14 protein-coding genes are annotated in these 14685 nt (G+C 63.0%); 8 read left to right on the top strand and 6 right to left on the bottom strand.

Going from position 1 to position 14685, the window contains the following annotated elements; translation table 11 throughout:
* The 3 genes from AC1D34_RS22000 to lptF form a co-directional block, all read right to left on the bottom strand.
* Positions 1-1904: LPS-assembly protein LptD (locus tag AC1D34_RS22000; protein WP_476825314.1), on the bottom strand; the 1904-nt coding region annotated here is incomplete at its 3' end.
* 58 nt (positions 1905-1962) lie between these two features.
* Complete coding sequence (gene lptG, locus AC1D34_RS21995) at positions 1963-3051, bottom strand: LPS export ABC transporter permease LptG (RefSeq protein ID WP_441491842.1); 1089 nt, start codon at positions 3049-3051, stop codon at positions 1963-1965.
* Positions 3051-4244: an LPS export ABC transporter permease LptF gene (lptF, locus tag AC1D34_RS21990; protein WP_441491841.1), complete on the bottom strand. Its 1194-nt coding sequence runs from the start codon at positions 4242-4244 to the stop codon at positions 3051-3053. Before lptF ends, lptG begins: the two co-directional genes overlap by 1 nt.
* Positions 4245-4406: 162 nt before the next feature.
* Between lptF and AC1D34_RS21985 the strand changes: the two genes are divergently transcribed.
* The 3 genes from AC1D34_RS21985 (at position 4407) to AC1D34_RS21975 (ending at position 6801) form a co-directional block, all read left to right on the top strand.
* Positions 4407-5900: a leucyl aminopeptidase gene (locus AC1D34_RS21985; RefSeq protein ID WP_476825315.1), complete on the top strand. Its 1494-nt coding sequence runs from the start codon at positions 4407-4409 to the stop codon at positions 5898-5900.
* Positions 5901-5947: 47 nt separating this feature from the next.
* Entirely contained in the window at positions 5948-6400 is a 453-nt protein-coding gene (locus tag AC1D34_RS21980) for a DNA polymerase III subunit chi (protein WP_441505525.1), read from the top strand.
* Positions 6401-6534: 134 nt separating this feature from the next.
* A complete protein-coding gene (locus AC1D34_RS21975; protein WP_476825313.1) occupies positions 6535-6801 on the top strand; it encodes a hypothetical protein in 267 nt (88 codons plus the stop codon).
* Positions 6802-6951: 150 nt separating this feature from the next.
* On the opposite strand, the gene AC1D34_RS21970 is transcribed toward AC1D34_RS21975, so the two are convergent.
* Entirely contained in the window at positions 6952-8826 is a 1875-nt protein-coding gene (locus AC1D34_RS21970; RefSeq protein WP_476825312.1) for an ABC-F family ATP-binding cassette domain-containing protein, read from the bottom strand.
* Between the two features lie 165 nt (positions 8827-8991).
* Between AC1D34_RS21970 and AC1D34_RS21965 the strand changes: the two genes are divergently transcribed.
* From AC1D34_RS21965 to AC1D34_RS21945, 5 genes are all read left to right on the top strand, one after another.
* Positions 8992-9180 (top strand): hypothetical protein, encoded by a 189-nt coding sequence (locus AC1D34_RS21965; protein WP_441505527.1) that lies wholly within the window; start codon positions 8992-8994, stop codon positions 9178-9180.
* A 54-nt stretch (positions 9181-9234) separates the two neighbouring features.
* On the top strand, positions 9235-9735 hold the full coding sequence (gene coaD, locus AC1D34_RS21960; protein WP_476825311.1) for a pantetheine-phosphate adenylyltransferase: 501 nt from the start codon (positions 9235-9237) through the stop codon (positions 9733-9735).
* A gap of 152 nt (positions 9736-9887) precedes the next feature.
* A complete protein-coding gene (gene proS / locus AC1D34_RS21955) occupies positions 9888-11219 on the top strand; it encodes a proline--tRNA ligase (RefSeq protein WP_476825310.1) in 1332 nt (443 codons plus the stop codon).
* A gap of 37 nt (positions 11220-11256) precedes the next feature.
* On the top strand, positions 11257-12558 hold the full coding sequence (locus tag AC1D34_RS21950) for a lipoprotein-releasing ABC transporter permease subunit (RefSeq protein WP_441491834.1): 1302 nt from the start codon (positions 11257-11259) through the stop codon (positions 12556-12558).
* 19 nt (positions 12559-12577) lie between these two features.
* Positions 12578-13267, top strand: a complete 690-nt coding sequence (locus AC1D34_RS21945) for an ABC transporter ATP-binding protein (RefSeq protein WP_069880703.1) — start codon at positions 12578-12580, stop codon at positions 13265-13267.
* Between the two features lie 27 nt (positions 13268-13294).
* On the opposite strand, the gene AC1D34_RS21940 is transcribed toward AC1D34_RS21945, so the two are convergent.
* Together AC1D34_RS21940 and AC1D34_RS21935 are read right to left on the bottom strand one after the other, a co-directional pair.
* Positions 13295-14269, bottom strand: coding sequence for a DMT family transporter (locus AC1D34_RS21940; protein WP_441491833.1), 975 nt, complete (start codon positions 14267-14269; stop codon positions 13295-13297).
* Between the two features lie 226 nt (positions 14270-14495).
* Positions 14496-14685, bottom strand: a 190-nt coding sequence (locus AC1D34_RS21935; protein ID WP_476825309.1) for a hypothetical protein, incomplete at its 5' end; no start/stop codon positions are given.

The following is a 14685-nucleotide window of genomic DNA, read 5'->3' as shown; positions in this document are numbered from 1 at the left end:
CCTGAATCCAGGCCGGTATTGACCAGGTCGGCTTGTGCGAAGGAATTGCGCCCGGCGAGATTGAAGGACTGGCCGACAAGGAAATTGGCGTAGGCCTCCTTGCCGAAACGGCCTGTGTAGAGCGCGCCGACATTCGCTCGCGTGCCACCCTCGACCCGATCATAGCCGGAGAACTTGCCGCTCCACTCGAACAGGTTGGTGTCGTCGAAGACGAGGCTTTGCGCATCTTCGTTGGCGACCCGCAAGACATTCGTCTCGTTCGGACGTGCAWCGAACTGGGCGACTGGCTCGATGATATGCGTGCCCCACGAGGTCTTGGCCACGAAGGGGTAGCGGTACATCAGGCCGACCGCCGGCATGACGCGCCCGAAGACATCGTCGGATGTGTTGAAGATCGAGGAAACGTTGGCGTTGGAAAAGCCGGTCGTCGACGGATTGACCGAGAAGATATCCGCGCGAACCGACGCATACGGCGTCCAGACCTGGCCGAGCGAATCGATGAAATTGCGCCGCCAGGACACTTCCGCTGTTGCGCGCGCCACCGAACCGCCGATGCCGCGCACCAGGCACTGGTCTTTCTGGTAGACCGCGCAGCCATCATAGAGCGGGTTCGGCGTCGTGATCAGGAAGTTCTTCTGGGCCGGAATCTGCTGGAAGGCAGCGGCGTCCCGCGTGAGGCTYGTGACGTTCACATTGAACGCCAGTTCACCGCCAATGACGTCCGGCTTGTGCACCCGCTTGTTGTAGTCGAATACCGGCAGGACGAGCGGCTGCTGCTTCTGCCAATCGGACGACGTCAGGGGTTGGAAATAATAGCCACGCAGGTCGAACCAGGCATTCGGGCTCTGGCCGTTGAGATAGCCCGTAGAGATCGATTCCTGCAGGTAGGTCGTCGAGCTGATGCTCTCGCTTCGGATGCGATAGTTCTTCCAGAACCAGCGGTCCGTCGACATCGCGACGTCCCAGCCGTAGGTCCAGCGCGGATTCAAATAGAATTTGCCAGTGGTTTCCAGCGAGCCGCGGAAATCGCTGTCGCGCGCGCCGTACGGCGTCGGCTGGAACGCATCCGGCTCCGCCTGGAAGATGCCGGCTGCACGGATGTTATAGGACCCGTTGACGAGCCGGTGACGCCACTCGGCCTGGCCAAGGAATCCCTGCCGCGAGAGATAGGTTGGCGTGACTGTGAGATCGTAGTTCGGGGCGAGGTTGAAGAAATAGGGCAGGCCAACACCGAAGCCGAGCGCGCTGGTGTTGATGAAGGCCGGCGACAGGAAGCCGCTCTTGCGCTTCACCGTCGAGTCCGGGCCCGACATGTACGGGATATAGGCGATCGGAACCCCGGCGAATTCCAGCCGGGACGATTCGTAATAGATCGTCTGCTCGGACTTCTTATGGATAATCCGCGCCGAGCGGACCTGCCAGAGCGGCGGCTTTTCGGGCTTGTCCTTGCAGGGCTCGCAAGCGGTGTAGATGCCCTTCTCAAAGACGAAGGTCTCGCCGTCCGTACGTTCAGCCCGCGGAGCGGTAAACCGCGTCTTGTCCGGGTTCACGACGCGCAGCGAATCAATGAAGCCGTCGCGGAAATCGTCCGTCAGATTGAAGCGGTCGCCGGTGATGACGGTACCGTTCGATTCGGTGATCCGGGCATTGCCGCTGGCGATGACGCGCTTGCTGGCGCGGTCATAGGTGACCTTGTCGGCTTCGATCGTACGGCCCTGATAGAGAATCTGGACGTCGCCGACAGCCGAGACGCTGTTGTTCTTGTTGTCGTAGACCAACTCGCGCGCGTCGACGACCATGCGTTCCTGCGGCTTCGCCGGAGCTTGCGCGAAAGCGCTCCCTCCTGCCGTCAGGCAATAGGCCAAACTCGAGGCGAGGGCGGTCGCCGCGGCAAAACGAGCCATGCGTCTCACGCCAGAGGCCATATGCTCAATCCAAAATTAACCATAGGCACAGTACTAGTTACCCGTCTTCCTGGTGAAGGAGAGCGAGCGCCCCAAGCATCGTCCCCACAACCGCCGGCAACCACGCGGCCACCATGGGATTGACGATCCCTGATGCCCCGAGCTCTTCCGACAGCTGCGTCGCGACATAGAGCACGAACCCGGCCGCCACGCCACCTATCACCAATCTCGTAACACCACCAAATCTGAAAAATCTTAAGGAAACGGATGCCGCCACCAGGATCATGGCAACGAGCAGAAGCGGCCGCGCCTTGAGCGACTGATAGCGCAGCTCGTAGCGCGTGGAATCAAGGCCGGCCTTCTGCGTCCGTTCGATCACTGTCGGCATCGACCAGAACCCAACAGCGTCGGGCGGGGTGAAACTTTGCCGCACCTGGTCGGGCTCCAGAGTCGTCGCGAGCAGATAGGTCGTGTAGCTCTGTGGCTCTTCCGTGGCAGACACGACGCGTGCATCGGTCAATTCCCAATAGCCGCGATGCAGGATCGCTTCCCTTGCCTCCACGCGCTCGTTGAAGCCGCCATTCGCATCGAAGCTAAAGACAGCGACCTGGGAGAGGCCTGACGCGTCCGGCAAGGCTGCCGCAGCGCGAATAATCGCCTGCCCGTCGACGCTGCGCTGGCGAATCCAGATTTCCTGCGCTCCGGACGCCTGGGTACTCCTCGCGAAGAGCCTGGCTTCGAGGGCCGTCGCGCTGCGCTTCAGTTCGGCTGCGAGCGGGTTGTAGATCATGATCGAGACAAAGCCGATCACTGCTGCGACCAATGCGGCCGGCTGCAGGAATTGCCAGGCCGAGACGCCCACGGAGCGGGCCACCACGAGCTCAAGCTTCCGGCTTAGCGTCAGCAGTGCGAACATGCCACCGAACAGCACGGCAAAGGGAAAGATCTGCTCCGCCACCGCAGGCGCGCGAAACAGCGCGAGCCTGATGATTTGCGGCGTCGTCGCGAGCGGCGAATCGCCGGCACGGCGCATCAGCTCGACGAAATCGAGCGTCAGGATCAGAAAGAAGAAGGTGCTGAACACGCTGATGATGGCGCGTGTGAAGCGCTTCGTCAGGTATCGGCCGAAGGTCGAGACAAGCAGCATCAGGCGCGACGCAGGCGAGAGGGCAGGGCGGATAGCGACAGGATGATCGGCTCGAACAGCTTGTTGAGCCGCGGCCTCAGCGACGCGCCAAACATGATAAGGGCCGTAGAGCAGATGATTGTGACCAGGGGCAGAAGGTAGAGCAGGACGACTGCAAAACCCGATCTGACGCTGGCGGTCCACGCGGCGTAGGCGCCGATGCGGACCGCACCGACAATCAAAATCGCTGCCTGGATCGCGACATTGCGGCCCTGACGCGTCGTACGCGCTTCGCCGAGGGCGGCGAAGGCGACGAGCATGAACGCGATCGGGTAGAGCGGCGCCGAAAGACGATTGTGCAGTTCGGCGCGGAACCGCCCGGCCTGCAGCTTGTAATAGGCTTCATTGGGGTCCTGTCGCAGCAAGGCCCAGGTCGTGCGTTCGCGTGGCTTGTAGATCACCCTGTCGCCATTGCCTTCGCCATCGCCGCCTGTCGACTCGCCCGATAGAGCCGACAGGTTGAGCGCGTAGCGCTCGAAGGAGATGATCGAAGTCGACTCCTTGTTCTTGGCTTCGCGCTGGATGGTACCCTTCTCCAGCATCAGGAAGCTGTTGCCGTCCGATTCCACTGTCCGGCCGCGCTCGGCGATGTAGACGGAGGGTTGGCTGGGGTCGCGGCGGTCCTGCATAAAGATGCCGAGCAGCGCGTCACCCGAACGCTCGCGGTAGTGAAACGTCACTCCGGAATCGAGTGAGACGAACTGGCCTTCCTTCACGACATTGGCGACGAAATCGGCCCTGATCAGCGTGATCAGGTCCCGCAACGCCCGGAACCCCGACGGCATGACCGAAATCGCCATCCAGCCGACAAGGAGGGAGGTCGCCAGCGTCAGCACGATGAACGGGCGGGTCAGCCGGTAGGGCGCGACTCCGGCCGCATTCATGACGATCAACTCCGAATCGCCGTTCAGCCGGTTCAGCGTGTAGAGCGTCGACATGAACAGCGCGACCGGTGCGATGCCCGCGATCAGCGCCGGCAACGAAAGCAGTGTCACCGTGAAGAAGATGTAGATGGTCTGGCCCTTGCCGGTGATCAGGTCGACCTCACGCAGGGCCTGCGTCACCCAGATCACGCTGGTCAGCCCGATCAGAAGTACGATCGCTGCGACCGCGGCGATCTTCAGGATGTAGCGGTCGAGACGGAGAAGACGCACGCGTTAGCTTCCGGTGAAACCGAGGGCAGTTCGAGGCTCCCCTTGGACGGTTCGCCAAACACTCCCTATGGTATAGCCACGATCATGGCGCAAACGGGAATCGTTCGCATCATGTTCACGACCTTCCTGAAGAGCCCTATTCCCGCCAATTGTGAGCAGCTTATGTCGCAGCGCCTGAAGCTTGAGGTCAAAGCCCTGAACACCATCGGCGGGCAGGACCTCGTCATTTTCGTGTCGGACAAGCTGACCCCGGCGAAGCTTGCCGAGGATTGGCTCGGAGAGGGCGCTCATGCACTGCTCGCCAGGGCTGCGGCAGCCGACAAGTTCAAGGGCAAGGTGTTTTCCGGGATGACGTTGCTGGCGCCGGACGGGGCCGGGTATGAGCGGCTGGTCGTCATCGGGGTCGGACCTGATGCAGATCACGATAAGCTCGATTTCGCCAAGCTTGGCGGGGCTGTYGCGGGCAAGCTTGGCAGTGGCCGCTCGGCCGATGTGATCATCGCTCTGCCTGACGTTGAAATCAGTGCCGAGCAAGCAGCCGCGGTCGCTCTCGGGTTGCGGCTCCGGGCCTATGTCTTCGACCGTTACAAAACCAAGACCCGCGAAGCCGACGATGCCGATCCGATCACCGTGACGCTGCGCACCCCCGACCCTGCCGCTCTCAAGAAGGCCCTCAAGGCCTGCGAAGCTGTCGCCGGCGGCGTCGAGATTGCTCGCGATCTCGTGAACGAGCCGCCGAATGTGCTCTATCCCGAAGAATTCGCCGAACGCGCCGCCAAACTTGAGAAGCTTGGTGTCGAGGTCGAGATTCTCGATGAGAAGCAACTCAAGAAGATCGGCATGCGGGCCTTGCTTGGCGTTGGCCAGGGGTCGCGCCGGGAGAGCCGCGTCGTCGTCATGCGCTGGAATGGCGCCAAACCCGGAGTTCGGCCCGTCGCCTTCGTCGGCAAGGGCGTCACGTTCGACACTGGCGGCATCTCGCTGAAGCCGGGCGCCGGGATGGAGGACATGAAGGGGGACATGGCCGGAGCCGCCTGCGTCACCGGACTGATGCATGCGCTCGCAGCGCGCAAGGCCAAGGTCAATGCGATTGGCGTGATTGGGCTGGTCGAGAACATGCCGGATGGCAACGCCCAACGCCCCGGTGACATCGTCACCTCGCTTTCAGGGCAGACCATCGAGATCATCAATACCGACGCAGAGGGGCGGCTCGTCCTCGCCGATGTGCTCTGGTACACGCAGGACAAGTACAAGCCGCGCTTCATGATCAACCTGGCAACCCTGACAGGAGCGATTTTGGTAGCGCTCGCGCAGGAGAATGCCGGGCTGTTCTCGAATGATGACGAGTTGTGCGAGCGACTGGCAGTCGCTGGCAAGGCCACCGGCGAAACCGTCTGGCGCATGCCGCTTGGCGCAGCCTACGACAAGATGATCGATTCAAAGTTCGCGGACATGAAGAACTCGGCCGGGCGTTATGGCGGTTCGATCACTGCTGCGCAGTTCCTGCAGCGGCATGTCAATGAAACGCCCTGGGCGCATCTCGACATCGCCGGCACCGGCATGGGCTCGCCAAACAGCGAGACCAATCGCTCCTGGGGCTCGGGCTGGGRCGTGCGCCTCCTCGACCGGCTCGTCGCGAATCATTACGAGTCCTGATTCACTCGAAACATTGTTTCGCAATGCTCTGATAAGAAAGGGCTTTCATGACGGAAGTCCTRTTCTTCCATCTTCAGTCGCGTCCGCTGGAGCAGGTTCTCCCGACCATCCTCGATCGGGCGCTGTCGCGCGGCCAGAAGGTGGTCATCGAGGTCTCCAGTTCCGAGCGGGCGAGCGTGCTGGACGATCATCTGTGGACCTACGCGGATGACAGCTTCCTGCCGCATGTCATGGCGAGCGAGCCGGATGCACCGACCAATCCGGTCGTGCTGACGACACAGGCCCATAATCCCAACGCGGCCCAGGTTAGAATCTGCGCTGACGGCATCCGTATTCCCGACGCATTGCAGGACTACGAGCGCGTCGTCCTCATCTTCGACGGCGACGACCCCGACGCGCTTGCGGCTGCGCGCGAGGATTGGAAGGCAGTTCGCGCCACAGGCGCGACGGCCAGCTACTGGCAGCAGGACGAAACCGGTCGCTGGGAGAAAAAAGCGTGAGAGTGCCTGTTCTGTTCGTGTGCGCTGTGGCTCTGGGCGGATGTTCCGTCGATATTGGCGGTTTCTCCTTCACTCAGGATTCCAGCGGTACGCGAACCAGCAGCGCTTCAGCCCGCGCATCCACTCAGGAAGCCATGCTGACCGCCGATGGCGGTTGCGAGGCGGAGGTTTCGCTCGATCCGTCGACGCGTCCACTGCCAAGGGAGATCGCGCTGGGCGTGACCGAATGCGAACTCGTGAAATTGAAGGGGGGCCGGCCGACCGATGTCCTCATCGGTGAGAGCGGCAAGGGCCAGCGCGAGGTGCAGGTGCTCTATTCCGAGCCCGGCGGCCGCGAGATCTATATGTTCACCGACRACCGCCTCAGCCGAATCGTAAAGCCGGGACAAGGGGAGGGCTGAAGCATCGGCCCGAACAGTGGATTGCGGTGTTCGAGCAAGCCGATTCCACCACAGGAGCTTAGATCATCGGACCGGATACGCGATCCGATCGGATGATCTACGCATCGGACGATAGTTCGGATTTCGCCCGAGCCTATCGTCTGGGCCGCTTCAGGCGTTCTCGAGTTCCTCGCTCAGTCCGAGCCATTCTTCCTCCGCGGCCGTCAGTGCCTCCGACAATTCCGCACGCTGGCGCGAGAGCTGCAGGGCTTTTTCCGGATCGCGGGCGAATGCTGCACCGTTGCCTAGCACGCCATCGACCTTCTCGATCAATCCGGTCAGCTTGGCGATCCGTGCCTCGGCCAGGTTGAGCTTCTGACGCAGCGGCCCTTGGGCCACACGCTTGACGGCTGCGCCCTTGCGTTCTTCGGCCTTGCTGTTGGTATTCGCCGTCTCTGCGGGCTTCTCGCGACGGGCTGCCTTGGCGCCTCCGAGGACGAAGGCGCGATAATCCTCCATGTCGCCGTCAAAATTCTTCACCGTGCCGTCGCCGACGAGCCAGAGCCGGTCAGCGCAGGCTTCGATCAGGAAGCGGTCGTGGCTGACCAGGATGACAGCGCCGGGATAGTCGTTGATAGCCTTGACCAAGGCGGTGCGACTGTCGATGTCGAGATGGTTCGTCGGTTCGTCCAGGATGAGCAGATGCGGGCCACCGAAGGCCGCGATTCCGAGCATCAGCCGCGCCTTTTCGCCGCCGGACAGGTTCTTGACCGGTGTATCCGCCTTGCTGGCGGGAAAGCCGATCTGAGCCGCTTTCGAGCGCACCTTGGCTTCCGGCGCATCAGGCATCAGGTCGCGCAGATGCGCGACCGGCGTTTCCTCCATCCGCAGCTCGTCGAGCTGATGCTGGGCGAAATAGGCGGTCTGAAGCTTCGACGAACGTCGCAGATCGCCTGACAGGGGTGGGAGCCGCCCGCCGATCAGCTTGCAGAAGGTCGATTTGCCGTTGCCGTTCGAGCCAAGCAGCGCAATCCGATCGTCCGGCAGCAAAGTGAGGTCGAGCCGCGACAGCACCTTGCGCTCGCCATAGCCGGCGCTGACATCATCCAGCACCACCATGGGTGGCGAGAGCGGCCGCTCCGGCCCCGGAAGGCTGAATGGCTGCACGTCACGGTCGACGATGGTCGCGATCGATTCSATCTTCTCCAGCCGCTTGACGCGCGATTGCGCCTGGCGCGCCTTCGAGGCCTTGGCCTTGAAGCGATCGACGAAGGCCTGGAGATGCTTACGCTCGGCGTCCTGCTTCTCGCGCTGCTTCGCGAGCAGCATCTGCTTCTCGGCACGCTGGCGTTCGAACGAGGAATAGCCGCCGCGATAGATGGTGAGTTTGCCCTGATCGAGATGCAGGATGTGATCGACACAGGTGTCGAGCAGTTCGCGGTCGTGGCTCACCACCAGGACGGTGTGCGGATAGCGCTCCAGATAGTCGTAGAGCCAGAGCGTGCCTTCGAGATCGAGATAATTGGTCGGCTCGTCGAGCAGCAGCAGATCCGGTTCGGCGAAGAGCACGGCAGCGAGAGCAACGCGCATGCGCCAGCCGCCCGAATAATCGGAGCAGGGGCGTTGCTGCGCGGCCTCATCGAAGCCGAGCCCGTGCAGGACGGTCGCTGCCCGGGCCGGGGCGGCATGCGCGCCGATATCGGCGAGCCGGGTCTCGATCTCGGCGATGCGCAGCGGGTCGGTCGCGGTTTCGGCTTCCTTCATCAGGGCCGCGCGCTCGGTGTCGGCTGCGAGCACGACCTCGATCAACGATTCCGGGCCACCGGGGGCTTCTTGGGCGACGCCACCGATCCGCATGCCCCTCGGCACGCTGACCGAACCGCCCTCAGGCGAGAGATCGCCGGTAATGATCCGGAAGAGCGTGGTCTTGCCGGTGCCGTTGCGACCGACGAGRCCGACGCGTGATCCGTCCGGCAGGGCCGCACTGGCCCGGTCCAGGAGCAGCCGTTCGCCGAGCCTGTAGGTGATATCGTTGAGCGTGAGCATGGCGCGGATTTAGGGCCTGGAGCCATGGCAAGCAATGGTTAACGCTGCGGGCTAACGCGATCGAAAGACCAATCATGTTTTTGACATGAAGCAGCCACGGCTCCGCCGGAGCTGCCCTTCAGCCATGGGATTGCGTCTATATCCATGATTCGCAAAGAGAAACCGATGCATCTCAGCCCCCGGCATATGGTTCAGCGGCGCTTCTCCACGACCGCAGCTGCCCTGGCGATCGTCTCTCTGATCCTGGGCAGCGCCGGTGCGCTGAGCGCGCTTCTGGTCGATCGTCGCACCGAGCCGTCCGTGACCTGGCAGTCCGTGCCGCAGCAGGATGCCGGGACGACGTCGTTCAGATAGAGCCGGTTCGCTGCCGCGCTTGCCGCAAGGATGCCCCGAGGGTAACGCTGTCCCATGAGCAGAACCGCTTTCTATCCTGGATCCTTCGACCCGATCACCAATGGCCATGCCGATGTGATCGCTGGTGCTTGCCGGCTATGCGACAGGCTGGTGCTCGCTATTGGGGTCCACCCGGGCAAGGCCCCGATCTTCTCGGCAGACGAGCGCGCTCATCTGCTGCGGGAGGTTGCAAGCCCGATTGCTGCTGTTGCCAAAGTCGCGATCGAAGTCGTGACCTTCGACTATCTCGCCGTTCAGGCGGCCAGGGAGGCAGGTGCGACGATCATGATTCGCGGCCTGCGTGACGCCACCGATTTCGACYACGAAATGCAGCTTTCCGGCATGAACCAGGCCATGGTGCCCGAGTTGCAGACCGTGTTTCTGCCGGCTTCCGCGAGGACGCGCCACATCACTTCGACGCTTGTGCGGCAGATCGCCTCCATGGGGGGCGATGTCTCGGCTTTCGTGCCATCCGCGGTCAGCGGCCAACTCAAGGCGAAGTTCCCGAAGCGCTGACCTAGCGATAGTCGAGAGCCGAGCCGATCGTTTGGCATCTTCCTCCGTATTCTGCGGATTTGCGTTTGCATTTTGCCGGCGGCGATGGTGTCTCTGGGACAACATGACTCGCTGCGCGCTGAGCCGCGTACTGCCCTCGAACGAGTTTTCCGATGCGCCTTTCCCGCTATTTCCTGCCGATCCTGCGTGACACGCCCAAGGAAGCCGAGATCGTCTCGCATCGCTTGATGCTGCGCGCCGGTATGATCCGCCAGCAATCGGCAGGAATCTACTCGTGGCTGCCACTCGGCCTGCGGGTGCTCAACAAGATCAACGCGGTGGTGCGCGAGGAGCAGAATCGTTCGGGCGCTATCGAGGTTCTGATGCCGACCATTCAGTCGGCCGATCTCTGGCGCGAGRGCGGGCGGTATGACGCCTATGGCAAGGAGATGCTGCGCATCAAGGACCGGCACGACCGCGACATGCTGTACGGGCCGACCAACGAGGAGATGATCACCGACATCTTCCGGTCCTATGTGAAGTCCTACAAGGACCTGCCCCTCAATCTCTACCATATTCAGTGGAAGTTCCGGGATGAGGTCAGGCCGCGCTTTGGCGTGATGCGTGGGCGCGAATTCCTGATGAAGGACGCCTATTCCTTCGATCTCGACCAGGCCGGCGCGCGGCACGCCTATAACCGCATGTTCACCGCCTATCTCAGGACCTTCGCCCGGCTCGGGCTGAAGGCAATCCCGATGCGTGCCGATACGGGCCCGATCGGTGGCGACCTCAGCCACGAGTTCATCGTCCTCGCTTCCACCGGCGAGAGCGAGGTATTCTGCCACAAGGACTATCTCAGCTTCGAGACGCCGAAGGTCGACACCGACTTCGATAGCGTCGACGGATTGCAGGCCATCGTCGACAAATGGACGAGCCTCTACGCTGCGAYCGAGGAGATGCACGACAAGGCGGCATTCGACGCGGTTCCCGCCGGCCAGCAACTGTCGGCGCGCGGTATCGAGGTCGGGCATATCTTCTATTTCGGCACGAAGTATTCCGAGCCGATGGGCGCGACGGTGACCGGGCCGGACGGGCAGCAGGTGCCGGTGCATATGGGCTCTTATGGCATCGGCCCGAGCCGTCTCGTCGCAGCGTTGATCGAGGCCGGTCACGACGATGCCGGCATCGTCTGGCCGGACGAGATCGCACCGTTCGACATCGCGGTGCTGAACCTGAAGATCGGTGACGCAGCGACCGACGGCGCCTGCGAGCAACTCTACAGAGCGCTCTCCGCCAAGGGCTATGACACGCTCTATGATGATACAGACGGTCGGCCAGGCGCCAAGTTCGCGACGGCAGACCTGATCGGCGTACCGTGGCAGGTCATCGTCGGGCCTAAGGGCCTGGCTGAGGGCAAGGTGGAAATCAAACGCCGCGCCGGCGGAGAGCGCGAACTCGTCTCGCTCGCGGCTGCGCTGGAACGCTTCCCGGGCCGCTCGGCTTGAGTGGGAGCGGCATGATCGCGGAGCGGAGCAGGCGCCGATGAACGTGGCGGTGGAGTCGATGTCGACCGAAGCAGAGCAGCCCACCGGCACACGCCCCTTTGCGGGTTTCGAATGGCTGCTGGCCGGGCGCTACCTGCGCACGCGTCGGCGCGAAGGCTTTGTTTCGGTCATCGCGGGCTTCTCGTTCCTCGGCATTTTGCTCGGGGTCGCCACGCTGATCATCGTGATGTCGGTGATGAACGGCTTCCGGAAGGAACTCCTGGAGAAGATCGTCGGCGTCAACGGCCACATCTTTGCGACGCCGATTGATCGCCCGCTCGATGACTACGAAGCGGTCGCGGCACGGCTGCGGCAGGTTCCCGGCATCAAGCTCGCAATCCCCTTGGTGGAAGGCCAGGCGCTTGCTTCGTCGCAATACGCCAATGGCGGCGTGCTGGTGCGCGGCATTTCCGAGGCGGATCTGAAGTCGATCCCCTTCATCGGCAACAATATCAAGCGCGGTACGCTCGATGGTTTCGACGCCGCCGCCGGCGTCGCCATTGGCAGTCGGCTTGCCGCGGCGCTCTCGCTGACCGCTGGCGACACGATCACGCTCGTTTCTCCGAAGGGAGCCTCGACCCCGTTCGGAACCGCTCCGCGCATCAAGGCCTATCCGATCCAGGCGGTATTCGAGATAGGCATGACCGAGTTCGATTCCTCGTTTGTCTTCATGCCGCTGGCAGAAGCGCAGGCCTATTTCAACCGCGATGGCGATGTGAACGTCATCGAGGTCTTCATCGACAATCCGGATCGGACCCAGGTCGTGCGCGATGCGATCGAGGCCGACGCGCCACGGCCGCTTGTGCTGTCCGATTGGCGGCAGCGCAACCGTACCTTCTTCAACGCGCTCGAGGTCGAGCGGAACGTCATGTTCATCATTCTCACCCTGATCGTGCTGGTGGCGGCGCTGAACATCGTCTCGGGCCTGATCATGCTGGTGAAGGACAAGACCGAGGACATCGCGATCATGCGCACCATGGGCGCGTCTCGCGGCACTGTGCTGCGCGTCTTCCTGATCACGGGGGCGGCCATCGGCGTGTTCGGTACATTGGCAGGGCTAGGCCTCGGCGTTCTCTTCGCCAACAACATCAAGTCGATCATGGCCACCCTGAATTGGATCACCGGGGCCAATCTCTGGGATCCGACAGTACGCTTCCTGAGCGACATTCCCTCCGTGATCGACTGGCGGGAAGTGGCGAGTGTCGTCGGGATGGCGTTGGTCCTATCGCTGCTGGCGACGCTGTATCCGGCCTGGAAGGCCGCGCGGCTGGACCCGGTCCAAGCCCTGCGGATGGGTTGAGGCAGAAGAACCCGTGGCCATGCAACGCGAAACACCGGCGCTCTTCCTCTCCCAGATCGAGCGCTATTACCCACAGACCGATGCTCCGCTCGAGATCCTGCGCAAGGCGGATTTCGCACTGTGGCCGGGCGAGCTTGTCGCGCTTGTTGCACCGAGCGGTACCGGCAAATCGACGCTCCTCCATGTCGCCGGCCTGCTCGAGAAACCCGATAGCGGCGAGGTCTTCGTCGGCGGAATCGCGACCAGCAAGCTGGACGACAAGGGCCGCACCCGGCTGCGCCGCACCGAGATCGGTTTTGTCTACCAGTTCCACCATCTGCTGCCTGAATTCACGGCGCTCGAGAACGTCATGCTGCCGCAGCGCATTCGCGGCCTGCGGAAGCGGGAAGCCGAGGAGCGGGCGACTGAACTGCTCGCCTTTCTCGGGCTCGGCGAGCGGCTCGACCATCTTCCGGGCGAGCTTTCCGGTGGCGAGCAGCAGCGCGTCGCGATTGGGCGTGCGGTCGCCAATGCGCCCCGTCTGCTCCTCGCGGACGAGCCGACCGGCAATCTCGACCCTCACACCTCGCTGCATGTCTTCAACACGCTGGTCGCCTTGGCCCGGGCTTCGGGTCTCGCGGCCCTGATCGCGACCCATAATCTCGACCTCGCCCGGCGGATGGACCGGCAGGTGACGATTCGGGACGGGCTGGTCGTTCCGCTGCGTTAGCGCGGGCACGGCTTCTCCCGTTGCGCACTACCGGGCGCGCCCGCGCTTTCCGCGAGCTGGCGCCACGACGGCAAGGCCGGCAATCACGATCACGAGAATGCCGATCCAGGTCGCGGTCGATGGCAGATCGTCGAACATCGCGTAACCCAGCGCGGTCGCGCCAAGCAGTTCGAGATAGACGAGCGGCGACAGCGTCGAGACCGGCGCCATTCTGAAGGCGCTGATCGTGAGCAGGTTGCTGACGGCCGAAAGCAGTCCCATCAGGAGGATCAGCAGAATCTCCTCGCGATTGGGCACCGTCCACTGGAACAGGACGATAGGCGTCAGCAACAGGATGCCGAAGACGAGCTGGATGGTCAGTGCCGACAGCGGTGTGCTGCCCTGGGCGGTCGCTCGGGTCATCACAAGGTAGCACGCCATCAGTCCGCCCGACGCCAGCGCGATCAGCGTGCCGGAACTGCCGTCAGCGCCCGGTCTCACGATCAGCATGGCTCCGATGAAGCCTAGAATGACGGCCGCCAGCTTTCGGCGATCAAGCCGCTCGCGCAGGACAATCATGGCCAGCAGGGTCGCGATGATCGGCGCGATGAAGTAGGCACCCAGAGCGTCGGCAAGCGGAATGCGCGCGATTGCGGTGAAATAGAGCGTCATCGCGCCAACCAGGAAGGCGGTGCGCAGAAGCTGCGGCAGGATCTGGTTGCGGCCAATCAGCGGCGCCGGCGCGCGCGCCTGCACATACAGCACGACAGGCAGTACGAAGCCGAGCGCCGCGACATAACGAGCCCAGCTTAGAAAGGCCGGGGAATGCGCTCCGCTGAGATACTTGCCGATCGCATCCGCGCCCGGGATGAACAGCATCGATATGGCCATCAGGACGATGCCCAGCGCGGGGCTACGCGTGCTGCCGGAGGCTGACGCGCGCTCGTCCTGCTGGTTCGCCTCGGCGGGTTCTGAGCGGAGATTGGCGACGGAAGCGCCGGAGGCATCTGAACTTTGGTCCATGCGGCTCTCTAGCAGATTCCGCGGCGCCGACAGCCGTGGACGAGCCTGAATGCGCCGACGGGAAAGCGTACGCGACCTACGCCGAAGGGTTAATCGCCTTCCACCACCATCAAGGGGATATTAACCTCCATCCAGACGTCCAGAATGGGGTCGTTGAGAAAGTCGAGTTTTGGCGGGGATGYTGAGCGAGCGCCCGAAGGCATCGGCCGCTGCCGTTTGCGGCGTGTCAGGCTGGGTATGGTCTGGCGTGGGCGCCGGCACGGATCTCGGCGAAAGGTTCGGGCGAGAACCCGGCAATGGTGGCCAGAAGGGCGGCAGCGAGCCGCTTGAGGTTGATTGCCGCCGCGGTCAGGAAAGCCTGGATGCGCATGTTGTCGAGGCCGCGCCGAACGGCGCGCGCAAGACCGTGCCAGGTC

The organism is Allobosea sp. P1_A7 (assembly GCF_056406775.1).
Note: the sequence above shows the minus strand (reverse complement) of the source record. Positions and strands in the feature narration are given on the sequence as shown.